The 20,271-nt window shown below is 70.3% G+C and carries 13 protein-coding genes; 3 read left to right on the forward strand and 10 right to left on the reverse strand.

Annotation, left to right across the window (positions count from 1 at the left end):
- The 5 genes from D7X30_RS07035 to D7X30_RS07055 form a co-directional block, all read right to left on the reverse strand.
- A partial coding sequence (locus tag D7X30_RS07035) for a hypothetical protein (RefSeq protein WP_120562589.1) occupies positions 1-1,013 on the reverse strand: 1,013 nt, incomplete at its 3' end.
- Positions 1,014-1,153: 140 nt separating this feature from the next.
- Positions 1,154-2,581, reverse strand: coding sequence for a hypothetical protein (locus D7X30_RS07040; protein ID WP_120562071.1), 1,428 nt, complete (start codon positions 2,579-2,581; stop codon positions 1,154-1,156).
- 146 nt (positions 2,582-2,727) lie between these two features.
- On the reverse strand, positions 2,728-4,203 hold the full coding sequence (locus tag D7X30_RS07045; RefSeq protein ID WP_120562072.1) for a hypothetical protein: 1,476 nt from the start codon (positions 4,201-4,203) through the stop codon (positions 2,728-2,730).
- 61 nt (positions 4,204-4,264) lie between these two features.
- Positions 4,265-5,647 (reverse strand): formimidoylglutamate deiminase, encoded by a 1,383-nt coding sequence (gene hutF / locus D7X30_RS07050; protein WP_120562073.1) that lies wholly within the window; start codon positions 5,645-5,647, stop codon positions 4,265-4,267.
- 44 nt (positions 5,648-5,691) lie between these two features.
- Positions 5,692-6,180 (reverse strand): ferritin-like domain-containing protein, encoded by a 489-nt coding sequence (locus D7X30_RS07055; protein ID WP_120562074.1) that lies wholly within the window; start codon positions 6,178-6,180, stop codon positions 5,692-5,694.
- 251 nt (positions 6,181-6,431) lie between these two features.
- Here D7X30_RS07055 and ligD point away from each other — a divergent pair, with 251 nt between their 5' ends.
- Both ligD and D7X30_RS07065 read left to right on the forward strand, forming a co-directional pair.
- Complete coding sequence (gene ligD, locus D7X30_RS07060) at positions 6,432-9,014, forward strand: DNA ligase D (protein ID WP_120562075.1); 2,583 nt, start codon at positions 6,432-6,434, stop codon at positions 9,012-9,014.
- Between the two features lie 72 nt (positions 9,015-9,086).
- On the forward strand, positions 9,087-10,040 hold the full coding sequence (locus tag D7X30_RS07065) for a DMT family transporter (protein ID WP_120562076.1): 954 nt from the start codon (positions 9,087-9,089) through the stop codon (positions 10,038-10,040).
- 1 nt (position 10,041) lies between these two features.
- On the opposite strand, the gene D7X30_RS07070 is transcribed toward D7X30_RS07065, so the two are convergent.
- From D7X30_RS07070 to D7X30_RS07090, 5 genes are all read right to left on the reverse strand, one after another.
- A complete protein-coding gene (locus D7X30_RS07070; protein WP_120562077.1) occupies positions 10,042-13,761 on the reverse strand; it encodes an FG-GAP-like repeat-containing protein in 3,720 nt (1,239 codons plus the stop codon).
- A 94-nt stretch (positions 13,762-13,855) separates the two neighbouring features.
- Positions 13,856-15,406: a cytochrome c gene (locus D7X30_RS07075; protein ID WP_120562078.1), complete on the reverse strand. Its 1,551-nt coding sequence runs from the start codon at positions 15,404-15,406 to the stop codon at positions 13,856-13,858.
- Between the two features lie 21 nt (positions 15,407-15,427).
- On the reverse strand, positions 15,428-16,846 hold the full coding sequence (locus D7X30_RS07080; RefSeq protein WP_120562079.1) for a DUF1501 domain-containing protein: 1,419 nt from the start codon (positions 16,844-16,846) through the stop codon (positions 15,428-15,430).
- Between the two features lie 17 nt (positions 16,847-16,863).
- On the reverse strand, positions 16,864-17,535 hold the full coding sequence (locus D7X30_RS07085) for a hypothetical protein (RefSeq protein ID WP_120562080.1): 672 nt from the start codon (positions 17,533-17,535) through the stop codon (positions 16,864-16,866).
- Positions 17,535-19,517 (reverse strand): DUF1585 domain-containing protein, encoded by a 1,983-nt coding sequence (locus D7X30_RS07090; RefSeq protein WP_120562081.1) that lies wholly within the window; start codon positions 19,515-19,517, stop codon positions 17,535-17,537. The genes D7X30_RS07085 and D7X30_RS07090 overlap by 1 nt, the downstream gene beginning before the upstream one ends.
- Positions 19,518-19,692: 175 nt before the next feature.
- On the opposite strand from D7X30_RS07090, the gene D7X30_RS07095 reads away from it, so the two are divergent.
- Positions 19,693-20,262, forward strand: a complete 570-nt coding sequence (locus D7X30_RS07095) for a DUF420 domain-containing protein (RefSeq protein ID WP_120562082.1) — start codon at positions 19,693-19,695, stop codon at positions 20,260-20,262.
- Positions 20,263-20,271 lie beyond the last annotated feature (9 nt).

Here is a 20,271-nt window from a genome sequence, read left to right on the forward strand (position 1 = left end):
GCCAGCACCGTCTTCGTCAGCGCGTCCTCGCGCTGCTGCCCTGACAGCTTCGGGTGGTCGTAGACGAACACCGCCACGTCCAGGCCCTGCGCTCGCAGGTGACGCAGCTGCTCCAGCATGTTCGCCACCGCCTCACTGCCCCGGCCGTCCGGATACGGGCTGCGCCAGAACGGGGCCTCCATCAGCTTGAGCCAGTTCACCTCGCCGCCCTGACTCTGGAGGAAGGTGGTGATGCGATCCTCGTTCTCCACCGGCAGCTCCAGGCCCACCGTCACCGGCATGCCGGACGTGACGAGCTGACACACGGACTGCGCGATGAAGCGCGGCACTTCCTGCGTGCCGTGCAGCTCGCCCAGCAGCAGCACCCCGCCCGCCTTCGCCAGCTTCTTCAGCCCGAGGATGGACTGGCCGCATTCGGTGAACGTCGCCGCTGCCTCCGCCACCGGCTGCTCCGTCTTCACCGGCTGCGTCTTCGCGAGCTTGGGCATGATGCCCCGGAACACCCGCCACTCCATGGTCAGGTCGCGCGTGCCCTGTCCCGACTCCATGTAGAAGGCATTCTCTCCCACCGGGAAGGACAGCCGGTCCGCATCGTCCTCAGGGCTCAGGTCCCCGGCATTTTCAGCGTCAGGGGCCCGGCCAGCGGTAGTGCCCCAGTCCAGCTCCTTCCCGGGCCGGGACAGCGTCTTGTTCACCGACTTGGTGATGCGGATGATCCACAGCTTGCTCTTGGTCGGCGTCTCCCGCTTGCCGATGACCATGTACCGGTGCCAGTAGCCGGCGATTTTGGAGCCGCCGAACTCCTGCTTCCACTCGGTCTCCAGCACCAGGCTGCCCCGGTCCTCCCGGTAGGGCAGGTTCGCGTCCGTGAAGTACTCACGGACCGACGGCCACATCTCCTCCAGCGGCACGTCGTAGATGGCTTCGTAGTCCGGCGTCTCCAGGTCCTGCCGTCCGGCGCACCCCACCGCCAGGAGCAACGCGAGCCATCCCACTTTCACCATCGAGCGCATCCGCGAGACCTCCCTCTCCGATGCGCAGAACAACGTTGGGGGAGCGGTGGGCATATCGGGTCCCGTGAAAAGCCAGAGGCCGCGCGGGCCACCGTCTCCGGTGACTCGCACGGCCCCTGTGCTTCTCCCTCGGGTACGGGTTACGGAGCGGACGCGGGTTCCTGCGCGGGCGCCTCGTCCGGGTTCCCCAGCCCCTTGAGGATGGCCGGTTCGGACGCCGTCACGTGGCCCACGTAGAAGACGCCGTGGTAGCCCTCTGCGTTGGCCGAGCTCCAGGTGTGCATGAAGAAGCGGTCGCCGTTGTCCTTGCCCTTCGCTTCCTTCACACCGCAGTCCAGCTTGCTGCTCTGCTGGTTCGCCGCGCAGATCCATGCCGTGCCGCTGTCGTAGGCCATGTCCAGTGCCGTGACATCCTCGAGCTGTGCCTTCAGCAGGTGGCCCATGGGCTTGTACTGCTTGTCCCAGGGCAGCCCCTTCTCCGTGCGGGGGTGGATGTTGCCGCTCACCACCAGGTGGAAGCGCTCCGGCTTTGCCTTCACCTGTGCCAGCACCGTCTTCGTCAGCGCGTCCTCGCGCTGCTGCCCTGACAGCTTCGGGTGGTCGTAGACGAACACCGCCACGTCCAGGCCCTGCGCTCGCAGGTGACGCAGCTGCTCCAGCATGTTCGCCACCGCCTCGCTGCCACGGCCGTCCGGATACGGGCTGCGCCAGAAGGGGGCTTCCATCAGCTTGAGCCAGTCCACGTCACCCCCCTGGCTCTGGAGGAAGGCGGTGATGCGGTCCTCGTTCTCCACCGGCAGCTCCAGGCCCACCGTCACTGGCATGCCGGACGTGACGAGCTGGCACACGGCCTGCGCGATGAAGCGCGGCACCTCCTGCGTGCCGTGCAGCTCCCCAAGCAACATCACCCCACCCGCCTTCGCCAGCTTCTTCAGTCCGAGGATGGACTGGCCGCACTCGGTGAACACCGGTGCGTCCTGCGCGCCCGGCGCCTTCGCCACCTGCTGCTCCGCGCTCACCGCCTGCTTCTTCGCGAGCTTCGGCATGATGCCCCGGAACACGCGCCACTCCATGGTCAGGTCGCGCGTGCCCTGCCCCGACTCCATGTAGAAGGCATTCTCTCCCACCGGGAAGGCCAGCCGGTCCTCATCGTCTTCCACGCTCAGGATATTCGGATCACCGCCCCTGAGAACCACCCGGGAGACGCTCCAATCCAGCTCCTTGCCGGGCTGCGACAGCGTCTTGTTCACCGACTTGGTGATGCGGGTGATCCACAGCTTGCTCTTCGTCGGCGTCTCCCGCTTGCCCATGACCATGTACCGGTGCCAGTAGCCGGCGATCTTCGAGCCGCCAAACTCCTGCTTCCACTCGGTCTCCAGCACCATGCTGCCGCGGTCTTCGCGGTAGGGCAGGTGCGCGGCCGTGAAGTACTCACGGACCGACGGCCACATCTCCTCCAGGGGCACGTCGTAGATGGCCTCGTAGTCCGGCGTCTCCAGGTCCTGCCGTCCGGCGCAGCCCACCGCCAGGAGCAACGCCAGCCATCCCACTTTCACCCTTGAGCACATCCGCAGTGTCCCCTCTCGTTCCCCGATGCGCTGAACAACGCCGTGGGGGCGGTGGGCATATCGGGTCCCGTGCAAAAACCAGAGGCCGCGCGGGCCACCGGCTCCGGTGACTCGCACGGCCCCTGTGCTTCTCCCTCGGGTACGGGTTACGGAGCGGACGCGGGCTCTTGCGCGGGCGGCGCGTTCGGATTCCCCAGGCCCTTGAGGACGGCGGGCTCGGAAGCCGTCACGTGGCCCACGTAGAAGACGCCGTGGTAGCCGTCCTTGTTGGCGGAGCTCCAGGTGTGCACGAAGAAGCGGTCGCCGTTGTCCTTGCCCTTCGCTTCCTTCACACCACAGTCCAGCTTGCGTCCCTGAGCATCCGCCGCGCAGACCCACGCCGTGCCGCTGTCGTAGGCCATGTCCAACGCGGTGACGTCCTCGAGCTGTGCCTTCAGCAGGTGGCCCATGGGCTTGTACTGCTTGTCCCAGGGCAGCCCCTTCGCCGTGCGCGGATGGACGTTGCCACTCAGCACCAGATGGAAGCGCCGAGGTGTCGCCTTCACCTGCGCCAGCACCGTCTTCGTCAGCGCATCCTCGCGCGGCTGGCCGGACAGCTTCGGGTGGTCGTAGACGAACACCGCCACGTCCAGGCCCTGCGCTCGCAACTGCCGCAACTGCTCCAGCATGTTGGCCACCGCCTCGCTGCCACGGCCGTCCGGATACGGGCTGCGCCAGAAGGGGGCTTCCATCAGCTTGAGCCAATCCACCTCACCGCCCTGGCTCTGGAGGAACGTGGTGATGCGCTCCTCGTTCTCCACCGGCAGCTCCAGACCCACCGTCACCGGCATGCCCGCCGTGACGAGCTGGCAGACGGACTGCGCGATGAAGCGCGGCACCTCCTGCGTGCCGTGCAGCTCCCCCAGCAGCATCACCCCGCCCTCCTTCGCCAGCTTCTTCAGCCCGAGGATGGACTGGCCGCACTCGGTGAACACCGGTGCTTCCTTCGCGCCCGGCGCCTTCGCCACCTGCTGCTCCGCGCTCACCGCCTGCTTCTTCGCGAGCTTCGGCATGATGCCCCGGAACACGCGCCACTCCATGGTCAGGTCTCGCGTCCCCTGCCCCGAGTCCACGTAGAAGGCGTTCTCTCCCACCGGGAAGGCCAGCCGGTCCTCGTCGTCCTCGACGGAGATGCCGTATGCGACGCTCGAGGACGAATCGCCCGGGGCCCCAGTGCCGCGGTCATCGAGAATTCCGCCGACCCCGCGACCGACGCCCCAATCCAGCTCCCGGCCCGGCTGCGACAGCGTCTTGTTCACCGACTTGGTGATGCGGATGATCCACAGCTTGCTCTTGGTCGGCGTCTCCCGCTTGCCGATGACCATGTAGCGGTGCCAGTAGCCGGCGATTTTGGAGCCACCGAACTCCTGCTTCCACTCGGTCTCCAGCACCAGGCTGCCCCGATCCTCCCGGTAGGGCAGGTTCGCGTCCGTGAAGTACTCCCGGACCGACGGCCACATCTCCTCCAGCGGCAGGTCGTAGATGGCTTCGTAGTCTGGCGTCTCCAGGTCCTGCCGCCCGGCGCAGCCCCCCACGGCCAGTCCCATCAGCATCACCAGCGACAACCAGATTCCTGAACGCATCCGAATCCTCCCGCCCCACCAACGCGCCGGCGGCGCCCCCATATCGGACCGGGTCCCCGTCCTACGGATAGAGGCGCCGGGCGAGCTGCTGGAACGCCCTGCCACCCTCCTCCGTCAGCGGATGGCGGCCGTCCCGGACCACCAGCCGGCCCGCCACGGCCACCTCTCGCACCGCGCCTCCCGCCGCCCCAAAGACGATGCCCGGCAGGAGCGACGCCACGCCCGCGCCCACCAGCGACGGGTGATTCACGTCCACCGTGAAGAAGTCCGCGGGAGACCCCGGCGACAGCGTGCCCGTGCCCATCCCCAGGCTTCGCGCGCCCTGCACCGTGGCCATGTCGAAGAGCCGCGCCGCCAGTCCGTCCAGGGTCCCCGTCCCCGGGTCCAACACCGCCCGGCGCAGCCGCACCAGCCGCAGGTGCTGCTCCAGCTGCCGCGCCTCGTCCAGCAGGTCCACCACCGTCTGGCTGTCCGAGCCGAAGCTCACGCGCGCCCCGGCCTTCACCAGCGCGTCCGCCGGCACGATGCCGTCGCCCAGGTTGCGCTCCGTGGACGGGCACGCGCACACCGTGGCCTCCGCGCGGCCCAGCAGCGCCACCTCCTCCTCCGTCAGGTGCACGCCGTGCACCGCCGTGAAGCGCGGCCCCAGCAGGCCCACGTCCGACACCAGCTCCACCGGACGGCGGCCGTGCTCCGCGAGGCACGCTTCAATCTCCTTCGGCTGCTCCGCCACGTGCATGTGGATGGGCATGCCGGCGGGCGCGGCGCGGGCCACCTGCGTCAGCCAGTCCCGCGACACCGCGCGCACGCTGTGCGGCGCGAGCCCCACGTTCACCCGCGCGTCACCGCGCACCGCGTGGGCCAGCGCCTCCGTGGTGGACAGGAACGTGTCCACGTCCGCGTCGATGAAGCGGCGCTGGCGCGGGTTCGCTTGCACGTTGAAGCCCGCGCGCGCGTAGCCCACCCGCAGCAGACAGATGCGCAGCCCCACGTCCGTGGCCGCGCGGATGACCGCGTGCGCCAGCGCGTTGCGGTCCGCGTAGGGTGTCCCGTCCGGCTGGTGGTGCAGGTAGTGGAACTCGCCCACCGTGGTGATGCCCGCGAGCACCATCTCCAGGAACACCTGCCGGGAGGCGATGTGGAGCTCCTCCGGCGTGAGCGCCTCCGCGGCGCGGTACATCGCCTCGCGCCAGGACCAGAAGTCGTCCTGTCCTCCAGCGGACGCCACGTATTCGGTGCGTCCGCGGATGAGCCGCTGGAACGCGTGCGAGTGGCCGTTGACGAGCCCCGGCAACAGCGCCCGCCCCGCGAGCCGCTCCACGCGCGCCCCTTCGGGCACCGCGTCGAGGACCCGTCCATCCGCGCCCACCGCCAGCGCGCGGCCTTCGTGGAAACGCCCTTCCGTGAAGAGGAAGTCGGGTTGGTAGACAGTGATGTCGCTCACGCGCGGCAGCGTATGCCAGTTCCCCGCGACGCGCGGTAGCGGCTTCAGGCGCCCATTTCGGCGGTGTCCATGAAGGGCAATCGGCTGTCCGCCCAGGGCCGGGTGCGCACCGCGTCGCGGATCCACGTGCCGTGGCGGCGTTCGTCCTCGCGGTGCTGACGGATGAGGGCCTTCACCTCCGGGGACCACTCGAACTGGAGCGCCAGCTCATAGGCCCGGTCGAACAGCTCCTCGTTGCCGAGCATGGCCCACAGCGTGGCCTCCGTCCCCATCAGCCCCGTCATGGCCGTCAGGCCCTTCATCGCGGAGCCCTTCAGGTCCGGGCGCAGCGTCACCGGTTCGCCCCCGAAGTGCTGGATGAGCGCGTTGAGGTCCTGCACGTGGCGCAGGTGGTCCGCGCGGAAGCTGTTGAGGCGCTCGCGCACCAGGGCGGGCCCGATGCGGGCGATGGCCACGTCATACGCGCCCACCGCGTCGGCATCGAGCTGGGCCAGGCTGTGCAGGCGGCGCTCCACTTCGGACTTGTCGGCCATGGGTGCCTCCTCCAACCGGGTGCCATGAATGCCTGGGCCCGAACAACGTGGGGCCTCCTCCGCCCGGAACCAACGGCCCTCCCCGGTACCCATCCCTCCTTCGCACCCAGAGCAGGCGGGCAGCCTGGGTTTCACTCGGGGGTGTGGCCGAAAAGCGGGGCCCGGGTCCGCATGGAGCGCCTGCCCTCCTGGTCCCCCACCAACCCATGTGAGGAATTGCGCGCTCGCCCTCCTGTGCAGAGCGTTGGAGGGTGAAGACCTCCGAGACCCAGAAGCGGCTGCGGCGCTACCAGACGAAGCGCGACTTCCAGCTCACCCCCGAGCCGTCCCCGGACGTGGTGGCGCCGAGGACGTCCGCGCCCGTCTTCGTCATCCACAAGCATGACGCCACGCGCCTGCACTACGACCTGCGCCTGGAGATTGGCGGCGTGCTGGTGAGCTGGGCCATTCCCAAGGGCCCCAGCCACGACCCTTCCGTGAAGCGGCTCGCGGTCCAGACGGAGGACCACCCGCGCTCCTACGCGGACTTCGAGGGCCACATCCCGGATGACCAGTACGGCGGCGGTGATTCGCTGCTCTGGGAGTCCGGGACCTTCGAGGTCGTGCCTCCCGGCGACGCCGAGGCGCAGCTGAAGCGCGGGCACCTGGAGGTCCTGCTGCACGGCGCGAAGCTCAAGGGGCGCTGGCACCTCATCCGCACGCGTCCACGCGGCGGCAAGGCGCAGTGGCTCTTCTTCAAGGCGAAGGACGAATACGCCAAGGCTGGCTACGACGTCACCGTGGAGCGCCCCGAGTCCGTGAAGAGCGGACAGGTGGAGACGCAAGGGCCTCGAAAGCCCGGCGTGCTGCGCAACAAGAAGCCCGCGGCGCCCGTGCGCGCGGCCCGTCTCCCGAAGGCCGTGCGCAAGGCCGCGAAGAAGCCGGCCCGTCCGCCCTCGACGCCGGAGAAGCTGCTGGAGCGCGTGTGGCCGCCCATGCTGGCGCGGCTGGCCGTGTCCGACGAGGTGCACGACGAGACGCACGCCTACGAGGTGAAGTACGACGGCTTCCGCGCCGTGTGCGCGCTCACGCACGGGAAGCTCGCCTTCCAGAGCCGCCGGGGCAACGACCTGTCGGGCCGCTTCGCCCGGCTCACCGCCGCGCTGCGCGAGCTGCCCGCGAAGGACGTCGTCGTGGATGGAGAGATTGTCGCGCTCGACACGAAGGGCCGCTCGCGCTTCCAGATCCTGCAGAACACGGAAGAGGGCGCGGAGCAGCGCTTCATGGTGTTCGACCTGCTGTGGATGGACGGCGAGGACCTGCGCGAGCGTCCCTATACGGAGCGCCGCGCGCGGCTGGAGAAGCTGATGGCCGGGGCGCGGCTGCCCCTACAGCTCTCCGAGAAGGTGGACCTGCCGCTGTCGCGCGCCCTGCTGGAAGCGCGGCGCAAGGGGTGGGAGGGGCTCATCGCCAAGCGCGAGGACTCGCCCTACACGGGCACGCGCTCCGGGGACTGGCTGAAGCTGAAGGTGGTCGCGGGCCAGGAGGTCGTCATCCTGGGCTACCTGCCCATCAAGAACGAGCGGGCGAAGTCGGAGATTGGCGCGCTGCGCGTGGGAGTGCGCGGCAAGGACGGCTTCCACGACGTGGGCAAGGTGGGCACGGGCTACACGTCGAAGGACCGCCGCGAGCTGCGCTGGCTGCTGGACGCCACGCGCGTGAAGAAGCCCACCGCCGTGGATGCGCCCACGAACACGGACACCGTCTGGGTGAAGCCGAAGTACGTGGCGCAGGTGAACTTCACCGAATGGACGAAGGACGGCCGCCTGCGCCACCCCGTGTTCCAGGGCCTGCGCAGCGACAAGGTGCCGCAGGAGGTCGTGCGCGAACACCCCGCCCCCATCGAAGGCGCCGCACGCCGGGGCTCGCGGCGCGCGCCGGTGCAGGCCGCTGCCCGCACCGCGAAGGCGCCCGCCGTGAAGACGCAGCGTGGGAAGCAACGCGCGCCGGAGGTGGCCCTCACGCACGGCGACCGCGTGCTGTTCCCCGAAGCCGGCCTGACGAAGGCGGACGTGTTCGCGTACTACGAGCAGGTGGCGCCGCTGCTGTTGCCCGTGCTCGCGGACCGGCCCCTGGCCCACCAGCAGTGGCCCGCGGGCATCCAGGCCCCCGGCTTCTTCCGGCACGAGCTGTCCGGCCTCCCCGCGTGGATGCCCACGCTGCGCGTGCGCCACGAGGACAAGACGCTGCGCCACGTGAACGTGAAGAGCACGTCCGCGCTCCTGTGGCTCGCCAACCAGTCCGCGCTCACGCTGCACATGTGGCTGTCCCACGCGCCCCGGCTGGCGCAGCCGGACTTCGTGGTGTTCGACCTGGACCCTGGCGAGGGCGGCTGGAAGGACGTGGTGAAGGTGGCCACCCTGCTGCACGCGCGCCTGGACGAGCTGGGGCTCAAGGCCTTCCCGAAGACGTCCGGCAAGCGCGGCCTGCACGTGCTGGTGCCCCTGGCGCCAGGCCACACCTACGCGCGCACCCAGGCGTTCGCGGACGCGCGGGCGCGAGAGCTGGAGGAGGAGCTGGGCGACATCGCCACCACGGAGCGCTCCATCCGCGAGCGCGGCGGGCGGCTCTACATCGACGCGGGCCAGAACGCGCGCGGCAAGACGGTGGTGGCGCCCTACTCCCTGCGCGCCGTGGAGGGCGCACCCTTCTCCGCGCCGCTCGAGTGGAGCGAGGTGAACGGCCGCCTGGACCCGCACCGCTTCCGCCTGAGGACGCTGAAGAAGCGCCTGGACGCCGTGGGGGACCTGTTCGCGCCCGTGCTCCGGCTGAAGCAGGTGCTGCCGGACGAGTGAGCAGGCGGCTGACGCGCCGCGCCCTGAACGGATGTTTCCCGAAGGGGCGGCGCGTGTTAGTGCGGCGCCGCCATGTCGTCCGTGACCGTCGTGACCCCGGCCGCGCAGCCCGCGCCGCGGTGGAAGGTGTCCCTCGCCTACGCCACCTGCTTCATCCTCTGGGGCTCCACGTGGGCCGCGGTCAAAGTGGGGCTGGAGGACCTGCCGCCCCTGCGCTTCGTGGGCACGCGCATGCTCGTGGCCGGGGTGGCGCTGTTGCCCTTCGCGCGCTCGCGCGGGACGGCGCTGGGGGGCGGCACCGGGTGGCGCATCGCGGGGCTGGGCATACTCCAGCTGGCGGTGCCCTTCGGGATGCTCTTCGTGGCGCAGCAATGGATTCCCTCCAGCTGGTCCGCGCTGCTCTTCTCCACCTTCCCCGTGTGGCTGCTGCTGGTGGGGCGCGTGGTGTTTCCGGACCAGCCGCTCACCGGGCGCAAGCTCTTCGCGGCGGGGCTGGGCCTGACGGGCGTGGTGGCGCTCCAGCACCAGGAGCTGGTGTCGCTCAGCTTCTCCGGGCAGGTGCTGCTGGGCTGCGCGATGACGCTGTTCGCGGCGTCGGTGGTGGCGGTGGCCAACGTGCTGGTGCGCCGGCACATGACGCACGTGCCGCCGCACCTGCTGACGTTGGTGCAGACGTTGAGCAGCGCGGTGCTGCTGCTCTCCGCGTCCGCGATGTTCGAGTGGAACCAGCCGTCGCACTGGACCCCGAAGGCGGTGGGCGCGCTCCTGTACCTGGCGCTGGGCGGGACGGTGCTCACCTACCAGTGCCTGTACTGGCTCCTGCCGCGCATCTCGCTGGCGGCGCTGGGCGCCATGGCGCTGCTGGACACGCTGGTGGCGGTGACGCTGGGCGTGGCGCTGCTGGACGAGCCGCTCACGCCGTCGCTGCTCGCGGGCGGCGTGCTCATCCTCACGGCGGCGGCGCTCGCCAACCGCGACGAGGCCCCGGAGGCGAAGGTGCCTCCGGAAGCCCCGCCCGCGGGGTGAATCAGAACGGCAGGGGCAGCGAGTACGCCGTGCCGTTCTGCGTGCCGGTGCGGTAGCTCCTCGGCGCGCCGATGACGACCGACGGCGGCGAGCCTCCGGAGCCCGGGACGACGGCGATGGACTGGCCCAGATAGGAGCGCTCCGCGCCGTCTCCCACCACCAGCAGGAACGGCGACAGCGCGCCCGTGGACTTCGCGCCACCGGCGAAGAGGAACGCCGCGCCGTCGCCGTCCGAGGCCACCGACGCGTTGGGCGCGCCCACCCACAGGTCCGGCACGCTGTCGCCATTCAGGTCCGTGCCGCCCGACAGCGACGTGCCGAAGCTCACCGCGCGGGCGCGGTACGTCACGGGAATGGGCGTCAGCCCGTCGTTGATGGCGCCCACCAGGGTCTCGCCGGAGGAGGCCGGGCGCCTCGCGTTGATGGCGGCGACGTCGTAGAGCAGCACCGTGGGCTGGTTCACGCCTTCGAACAGGTAGTTGTTGGCCGTCACCGCGATGAAGTCGCGCGAGTCCCCCAGGAACTTCCCCGCGCGCGTGGTGGCCACGCCCAGGTTCATCAGCGCGATGTTCTTCTCCGTGTCACCGGAGATGCGCACCATGGACGGCGTCGTGCGGGCACCGCACCGCGTGCCCCCCGGGTCGTAGCCATAGAGGATGACGATGCCGGAGCGGGTGCCGTCGTTGTAGCGCCACGCCACCTCATCGCATCTGTCCCCGTTCAGGTCGCCCAACGCGGCGGGCGCGGACGTCTGCAGTCCGGCGGTCGCGGCGGAGAAGAAGGAGGAGTAGAGGGGGTCGCAGGCCAGCGTCATCTTCGCGAGCGACGCATCCTCGGGTGCACGGCCCAGGAACAGCTCGAAGCCGCGATCCCGCAGCACGGCCAGGTCCTGCTTGCCATCGCCGTTGAAGTCGAAGCCGCCCACCACCCCCCGGCCGATGCTGGTGCGCTTGCACCGGGCAGCCGCGGCATCGTCGCAGTCGGTGACCACGGACGGCGCGAACACGCGGTAGGCCGGCTTGAAGGTGCCGTCCGACTGGCCCAGCGACACCAGCAGTCCGCCCAACGACTGGGTGGCCGTCGTCATGCAGGCGTTCTGCACGTAGGGGTCCCGCTCCGTCGCGGCGGAGTTCGTGGCCGGGATGACGAGCCCCGTGGCGCCGGCCACCATGTCCGGCCGGCCGTCGCCGTTGAAGTCCGTGAACGCCACGTCCACGCCCACGTTGCGGCCGCCATGCCACGGAGAGCTGGCGCCCTCCCCTGACACGATGGCCTTCCCCGGCTCCGCGGTGTCGAAGGTGTACGCGCGGCCCACGGTCATGTCCGCGCCGTCGTTGTTGGGGCCCGGGCCGGAGAAGCCCGGCGAGCCCACCAGGGCCATCACCTTGCTGTTGAGGCGCGCGACCGCCACGGCCTCACCGAAGCGCTCCACGCTGGCCTTGGCCGTCACGTCCATGCCGCTGCGCGACCACTCCGCGATGCTCGCACCGGCCTTGGAGAAGACATCCACGCGGCCGGTGAAGGCGCCCGGGGTGAGAGACGCGCGGCCGGAGAAGCCCGCCAGCACCGGGCCGGACGGCAGGTTCCACGCCGCGAGGCCCGCGCCCAGCACCTCCGCCTTCGCCGCGCCGCCCAGCGCCGCGAGCGGCTTGTTCATCACCGTGTCCTTCGACAGGCCGGTGAGCGGGAACACCAGCACCTTGCCCGCGTTGCCCAGCGTCGTCGTGCCCGACATCACCGACGCGTAGGGCGCGCCCAGGAGCAGCTCCGGCCCCGCGGTGCCGTCCACGTCCATCACCGCCCAGCTCCGGGTCGCGGTGATGCTCCGCGCGTCGCCGTAGAAGCGCGCGAACGCGTTCGCCAGCGGCACCGTCGGCGGATTCACCACCGACGGGTCCGCCGCCAGCGTCGCGCCCCGCAGGTCGAACAGGTACGCGCCGCCCGCGTCCTGCGCCGCCGCCACGCCCCCCACCTTGCTCAAGTCCGGCGAGTCCGCCTTGTCCGCCATCACCACGAGGAACGGGGGGCGGCTGCCCTCGCCAGGGATGGCGCCCAGGCGGAAGGTGCCCTCGTTGGCCATCGTCTCCACGGCGGTGTTGGACACCAGCACGTACTGGTCCGCCGCGGAGCGGTAGCGCGGCGCCGAGTCCCGCGCGAAGTACACCGCCACGGCCATCTGCTGCCCGTTGGTGCTGCCGTCCGCGTTGTAGCGGGTCAGCCGGTGCAGCGCCGCCAGGTCCGGGCGGCCGTCGTCGTTGAGGTCCGCCACCACGAGCGCCCGGCCCAGCTCCGTGGTGCTCTTCAGCAGGAACTTGCCGCTCGCATCCAGGTCCTGGCCGCCCAGGCGCACCACCGGCAGGTCCGGAACGGTCTGACCCTTGGTGAGGATGAAGATGTCGATGACGCCGCGCCGGCTGATGCCGGAGAGGGTGGACAGGTCCGCGCCGGGCGAGCCCACGAACAGGTCCATGTCCCCGTCGCCATCCGCGTCCGCGATGGCCAGGCCCGTGCCGAACCCGCCGCGGCCCAGGCCGGTGAGCGCGGGCCTCATCAGCGCGGGCCCCTGGCCCGGCTTGAACGAGTAGAGGTACACCGCGCCCGAGTCACCGATGGTGACGTCCGCGGCCGGCGAGGACACCGCCAGGTCCGCGATCCCGTCGCCGTCCAGGTCACCCGCGGCCAGCATGTCGCCGAAGAGCGCGCCCTCCGTCTCACCCGTCAGCACCCAGGTGGGCTTCGAGGGCAGGCCGGACGCGCTGCCCTTGTAGATGAACACCGCGCCGCCCGTGGGGCGCGCCAGCTCGCTCTCGCGCTGGCCCACCGCCAGGTCCTGGATGCCGTCGCCGTCGAAGTCCGCGGTCACCAGCGTGGCCACGTCCGACAGCTTGCCGTGCGCCAGCAGGGGCCGCGTCAGCTCGTCCAGCACGCGCACCGACACCGGGGCCACGTCGCCGGTGAAGGCGTCCTTCGCCTCCAGCACGACGGTGCCTGCCGCGCCCGCCTCCACCACGATGCGGCCGTTCACCACGGAGCCGGGGCCGGACTTCTTCGTCCACGTCACGCGGTCCGAGCCGCCCGTCGTGCCCAGCGGCGCGGAACTGCCCGACGGCACGCCCAGGTACTGCGGGTCGCCCACCAGCTTCGCGGCCTTGCTCACGGTGTACTGGAGCGACTCCGTGTCGCCGGACTTCGTGTCGCGCACCGTGATGACGTCCAGCGCCTCCACCTGCCCCGCCGTGTAGAGGCCCGTGTCGGAGAGCGTGGCGCCGGAGCCGTTGTTGGTGAGCGCGAAGGTCGCCGTGCCCACCAGCCCTTCGATGGCGATTTGAAAGGACGTGCCCGGCCGCAGCATCGCGCGCGCTGGCGCGACGCCGAACCTGGAGATCACCTTCACCCGCACGCTGGTGGCGCCGCCGCACTGCTCGTCCACCACCGTCAGCGTGTCCTCGCCGGGCGTGCCACCCGCGACGAAGCGATTGCCACGCACGTCGCCGGAGGAGCCGCCTGCCTCCGCGCGGAAGGAGTAGTGGCCGCTGCCGCCGCCGGCCGTCAGCGTGGCCACGCTGCCGGAGCGCACCGTGGTGGGCTCCGCCGACAGCGTCAGCGGGGCGAGGCCCTCGCAGGGGCCCACGTAGGGAAGCTGGTCGGCGGGCTTGAGCTCACCGTCACAGGCCAGGGTCAGCAGCGCGGCGAGGGGGGTCGCGCGGAGGAGACGTTTCATGGGGGTGCCTCGGAAGGGGGCGCCCGTCCTCCCCCGGGACGAAAGGAAGACGGGCGCATGCAACTGACGGAGAAGCAGTCTTGAAGCAGGGACTTCAGGGCAGCGCGCCGGAAGACACCCATCGCTGGATGAGGGCGATGCCCTGCTGATCCAACGGCCCGTCCGCGGGCATGCGCACGTCGCGCACCGCCGCGTTGATGAGCTGGGCGTTGGACTTCCACAACTCGTAGGTGTTCAGCGCCCGGCCGTTGCCGCCGGGGGTGTGGCACTTGGCGCAGCGGGCTTCGTGGATGGGCCGGATGTCGCGCGCCCAGCTGGGGACGGTGGCGAGCGGCTGGTAGAGGAAGGGCATCTGCCGGCGCGCCTCCGTGCCGTCCTCGAAGCGGGACACGACGCTCAGCGTGTGGCCGCCCGGCGCCAGGGTGGTGAAGGAGAACGCCTTGAGCGTCTCGCCGTCCGCCTCCAGGCCGCCCATGCTGAACGCGGGCCCGGTGGCTTCGACCTCCTGGCCTTCCAACTGGAAGTGGACGCTCTTCGGCGGAGTGCCCGGCGGCAGGCGGGCCTGGACCACCAGCCCGTCATCCACCACCAGCATGCCCTGGTGCATGCCCGTCACGCGCGGCGCCGGCGTCTGGCTGATGGCCAGGGCCTGCTCACCCACGCGCAGCCACGCGCAGCCACTCTCGTCCGCGGCCAGCAGCGTCACCGCGCCGGATGGCAGCCCCTCCGCGGAGCCCCAGAGCTTCGTGTCCGCGTCGTAGGTGAAGAGCCGGTCCCCGGCGCGGGCCCAGAGGTAGCGCCCCGCGCCCAGCAGCTGTTCGGGCAGCGCCGGCAGCGACACCGTGCTCCAGCCGTCCGTGTTCCGGCGCAGCACGCGGGTGCTGGTGAGCACCCAGGCCTCACCCGCCGTGCCCGTGCCCGCGCTCAGCCCCGCGAGCGCGCGCACCGTCTCACCTCCGGCGAGAGGCGCGTCCGTGCCGCGCACCTGGTAGACGCCCGGCGCGGACGCCACCACCACGTTCAGCTTGCCCTCGCGCGCGAACCACAGGCCCGCGAGGCCGTCCTCCGCGGGCGCGGCCGCCATGGTGGTGATGCCGGTGAGCGGCTGCCCGGACAGCTTCAGCGACGCGAGCACGCCGCCTTGAATCTGGAACAGGCCCGTGGGGTGGGCAATCCAGGCGGCGCCGTCCGCGGTCCGCGCGGTGGCGACGATGCCGGTGCCCAGCACCTCCTGCCACAGCGGTTCGATGAGCCAGCCCTGGTCCGCGAGGAACAGGCCGCGGTCCGTCTCCACCAGGGCGCTGTGCGGCCCCAGGCGGAAGGTGGCGCGCACCGAGCCCAGCGCCGCCGTGTTCTTCGGGTGGGCGGAGAGCGCGGCCTTGCTGCCGTCCAGCCGCAGGCGCACGGCCTCACCCGTCGCGGTGGCGAAGATGCCGCCGCCGGACTGGTCCGCGAAGCCGGGCACCGCGGCCAGCGACTGCGCCGTGGTGACCCGCGTGGCCGTGAATGCCGCGGGCTTCGCCGGGTCGCTGCCCGGAGGTGCGTCCTCGCCGCACGCGGCGGACAGCACCGCGGACATCAGCAGGAGCGAGGTGGGGAGGAAGCGCGCCACGGAGGGGGAACCGTGGCGCGGACGGGGACGCATGAGGGGAGTGCTCATCAAGGTTCAGGCAAGGATGAACCGCAGCGGGTCCACCCGCGTGATGCTGTAGTCCAGCTTCGCCGAGGCCAGCACCGTGGCGATGATGTGCTCGGGGAAGATGTTGGAGCCGTTCGGATCATTGGCGCCCGTGCGCAGGTCCACCAGGCCCGGCGACATGCCAATGTCACCGCTGCGGCCCACCACCAGGTTGTGCTTGATGCCCGCGCCCATCAGCAGGCAGCTGTTGGACAGGTGGTGGTCGCGGCCGCCCGTGGCGTTGATGGTGGGCGTGCGAGCGAACTCGCTGAACACCAGGATGGTGGTGTGGTCCATGAAGTTGCCGCCGCCCGGGTGCTGGGTGGCGCGCAGGTCCGTCACCAGCAGGTTCAGCGCGTTGAAGCCCGCGCGCTGGTTGGTCGCGTGCGTCTGCTGCGTGCCGAAGTGGGTGTCCAGGCCGCCCGCCAGGTTGATGGACACGCACTGGCTGATGCCCTTCTTCAGGGCGGTGGCCACCATGGCCGCGCGGCCCGCGGCGCTGTTGTACGGGTAGGCCTGGTTGTTGAGCCCGTAGAAGTCGCGCACGGACTGGTTGGCCGCCAGCTGGAAGCGGAACGAGTCCGACAGCTTGTTCTCCATCACGGTCTGCATCTGGCCGCGGCTGCTCTCATAGGCGGTGCCCACGCCCCGCGCGGTGAGCGCCTGCTCCTCGCAGGTGATGGGCATGCCGTTGAGGTCGATGAGGCTCTTCTCGATTTCGCTGTCCAGCTGGCGCGACGCCACGGGCGGGTCCAGCGTGAGCACCAGGTCCGCCAGGCCGCTGACGCGCAGCGCGTTGGCGTAGCCACCGTAGCGGTCGTTGTAGGACTCCACGCCCTGGGCGATGGACGGGATGGGCACCGTGGGCTTCATCTGGCCCACGATCTCCGTGGCGGTGGAGGAGCCGCGCGCCGCGCTGCCGATGGGCATCTTCCCGGTGAGGAAGTAGCGGTAGCCCACCTCGTGGGTGAGCGTGCTCATGTTGATGCCGCGCACCACCGTCATCAGGTCGTAGTGGTCCGACAGGTTGGCCACGCGCGGGTCGCCGATGGCCGGCCCGAACGCGATGTTCGACGGGCCCGCCCCCGCCCGCTCCTTGGGGGTGACGGGGGTCTGCGCGAAGGCCCCGTCGGTGAGCAGGCTGTAGCCCGGCATGATGCGCGTATCGCTGACCTTGTCAGCGGTGAACACCGCCGGGTCACGCGGGTCGAACGCGAGCAGTTGGTCCCACCCTCCGCTGAAGTAAACGAACACGAAGCAGCGGTCGGGCGGGGCCAGGTTCGTCGCCTGGGCCACGGCCTTGAAGGGGATGCCTCCCAGGAGGAGGGAGCCCATGAAGCCGGCTCCGGCCTTGAGGAAGGTGCGGCGCTCGGGGCTGCTGAGGTCGTCTTGGCGTGTCTTCTTCATCGCAGGCACCGTCAAGGTCAGTAGGTGATGAAGCGCGAGTCCGTCAGCATGGCGATGCAGACCACCGCCAGCGCCTGGTCGCGCTTCTTGAGGGTTTCGGCCCGGGCCGCGGCCTTGCGGAAGAACGTCGCGTAGCGCGTCAGCTCCTCACCGGCGAGGGGCGCGCCCCAGAACCGGGTGGAGAGGTACACGAGCGTTTCGTCCACCTGCGCGTCCGTGAGCTTCGTCAGGTCGCTCATGGGCGAAGGCAGCGTGCGCCCCAGGGTGCGCAAGCTCACGTCCACCTGCGCGATGTCCTTCTGCGCCTGGGCGATGCAGACCTTGCGCGCGCCGTCGTCCAGGAAGCGGGCGAAGACGAGGTTGGGCTCCGTGTTCTCCGAAGTGATGAGCGCGTAGTCGGCGCGGCCCAGCGACTGGGCGCGCGCCTCCAGCTCATCCCACTCCATGCCCACGGCGATGCGGATGGACTCCTTGAGCTGCGCGACGGTGAGGCGGCGGGGCGCGCGGCCCACGCTGCCGCCCTGGGCCTCCGGGTCCGGCAGCGGGTCGATCTGGTCCGTGTTCCCGTGCGGGTTGGGCACCGGGTCCAGCTGGGCGTCCAGCGGGACGGGCTTGGCGGGGACGTCCACGGAGCCCTGGGTGCAGCCCGTGGCGAGCGCGAGCAGCGCGGTCAGCAGAAGGCGGCGCATCAGTCGATCCTCCGGTACGCGTCGGACATCACCACCTGCTCGATGAGGCCCTTGAGGCTGTGGTTGTTCTTGGCGAAGTCCTGCGACAGCGTCTGGAGGTACATGCGCTGCTCCTCGGCCGTCATGGCGCGGCCCAGGAACTCGTTCCAGACGCGCTTGACGGTGCAGCGCTCCAGGTCGCCCGTCTCCATCATGCGCTCCACCAGCGCCTGCGGACCGCCCTCGATGTTCTTCTCCTCGGCCGGGCTGCGGTAGAGGTAGGTCTTCAGGAGGCCCAGCGAGTTGGCGCCGTCGCCGTCGAAGGCCTGCATCACGTACTGGCTGCACTCGCCGCCGCAGTTGGTGTCACCGTTGATGGCGCAGTCGCGGCACTTCACGTCCAGGCGGGGGAACTGGTCCGGGGACAGGAACAGCGCGGAGCGCTCCGCGTAGCGGCCCCAGTGCGCGCCCGTGGGCTCGATGGTGGCGTGGCAGTAGTTGCAGCCGCAGCGCGTGGCCAGGTTGTTGCTCCGGTTGCAGATGTCGTCCGGGGACGGCAGGTTCGCGTCCGCGGCCGGGGCGAAGTGCTTGCAGAGGAACGCCTCGTAGAAATGGTTCACGCGGGCGCGCTGCGTGGGGAAGCGGTAGAGGAACGCGGGCGTGGTGAGCACGCCGGAGTGGGTGTTGTCGCGGACGTACGAGGTCCACTCGGTGGCGTTCGCGTACGTCACGGCGGGCAGCGTGGCCGCGTCCGCGGGGGACTTGATGCTGAAGACGCCCACGCCCTGGCGCTGCTTGTAGAACTCCGCCAGCGGGCCGTTCACGAAGGAGCCGCGGGTGGTGAGGATGTTGAAGTAGGGCTCGTCGTTCCGCACCACGGAGTCCGTGATGTAGAGCGGCTCCTCGTTGAAGGCTGCCACGCGCGCGGTGTGCACGTCGGCGATCTCGCAGCGGCGCATCTTGTCGCCGCAGCCGCAGCTGCGGTCGCTGTTGAAGCGCGGCGTCTCACAGGACTCGCCCGTGTACGGGTTCGCCGCGCGGTCCTGCGCCTCCACGGCACACACCTTCACGGTCTCCGTGGTGGTGGACCAGAAGGGCTGCACCGTGGTGGTGACGTAGCCCTCGCGCTGCACGCAGCCGCGCTGCGTCGCCCAGACGCCGTCGCGGGTCGGCCTGTTGTTGACGTCCGTCTTGATGTCGAACCCGCAGCGCTTCAACGTCAGGGTGCCGGTCCCACCCGCCGGCTGCACCCATTCGGTGATGGTGCCCGTGGCCGGCGACGCCACCAGCACGTTGGTGGTGTTCTTGTTCGGGTCCGGCAGGCAGAGGTAGCCCACGGACTTGCCCGCGGACGCCAGGAAGCGGTTGTCGCAGAAGTTCACGTACTTGCCGTACGTCGCGTCGGCCTTCAGCGCGTTGCAGTCCGCGAACTTCAGCTCCGGCGCCGTGGAGGCCACGTCCAGCTGGCGGCACTGGTAGAAGTTCGTGTCGTAGTCGTAGCTGACCGGCAGCGGAATGCCCTGCGCGTCACGGCAGGCGGGGGCCGTGGAGTTGTCCTGGTGGGGGTCCTGCGGGTTCGCCTTGCAGCTGTCCTGCGCGATCTCCCCATCACAGCGCTGGCTCTGGCCACCGCGCAGGTTGTTGGAGTTGTTGCCCGCGAAGCTCAGCGGCGTGCCGGACACGCGGTAGTCGCCGTTGCCCTGCACGCTCGAGTTGATGTTCGAGCGCAGCAGCGCGCGGTGGTAGTTGCGCATCCGCGCGTAGAAGGACTCGTCCTTCATCATCGCGCGGACGTCTTCCGCCGTGACGGAGCCCTTGGCCTGGAACGCCTTGTACTCCTCCATGGTCGGAGGACGTCCCAGCAAATCGAGAGAAAGCTGACGTAGATGCCGCTCCAAGGGAACCTTCGCCACGGGCGCGCACACCGCTTCTTCAGCGGCTGCGGGCAGGGCGAGCAGGAGGGCGGCGCTCGCCAGGGGGGCAAGGCAACGCACGCTGAACACGGGGAACCTCCGAGAGGGGGGGTCGGGGGTGACGCAGTGGACCGAAGTATGAAGGAATTTCCGGTTTGATATCCAGTTGACCTAACCGATTCCATTCAACCGACATGTAGGCATTAGCGGGATTCCGCTTGGAGTCCCTGTTGCAAGCCGTCCGGACGCGGTCCACAAGGGAGACATGTCCAACGCCGCTTCCGGGCTCACCCCGTCGTCTTCGTCCACCAACGACCGCTCCTTCTTCATCGCGATCGGCGTGGTGTCCGCTGGCGCGCTGGCGCTGCTGGCGTGGCTGCTGCTCATCCGGCGCGGAGGCGCGGGCATGGGCGTGGACCTGCGCTTCATGCCGGCGGTGAACGCGGGGCTCAACGCGACGGCGGCGGCGCTGCTTTTGGGCGGCTGGGTGGCCATCAAGCGCGGCGCGCGGAAGGTGCACCAGAATCTAATGGTGAGCGCGTTCGCCGCGTCCGCGCTGTTCCTGGTGGGCTACCTCGCCTACCACTTCGTGCACGGGGACACGCGCTACGTGGGCGACTTCCGAGGGCTGTACCTGACGCTGCTGGCCAGCCACGTGCTCCTGTCCATGCCGGTGCTGCCCATGGCGCTGGTGGCCTTCTACTTCTCCTGGCGGCAGCAGTTCGCCCGGCACCGCAAGGTGACGCGGTGGCTGGCGCCCATCTGGCTCTACGTGTCGGTGACGGGCGTGGTGGTGTTCTTCATGCTGCGCGGCGGCGTGCCCGCGGTGTCCTGAAGCGCCGCG

This window comes from Corallococcus sp. AB011P, from assembly GCF_003611605.1.
GTDB lineage: Bacteria > Myxococcota > Myxococcia > Myxococcales > Myxococcaceae > Corallococcus > Corallococcus coralloides.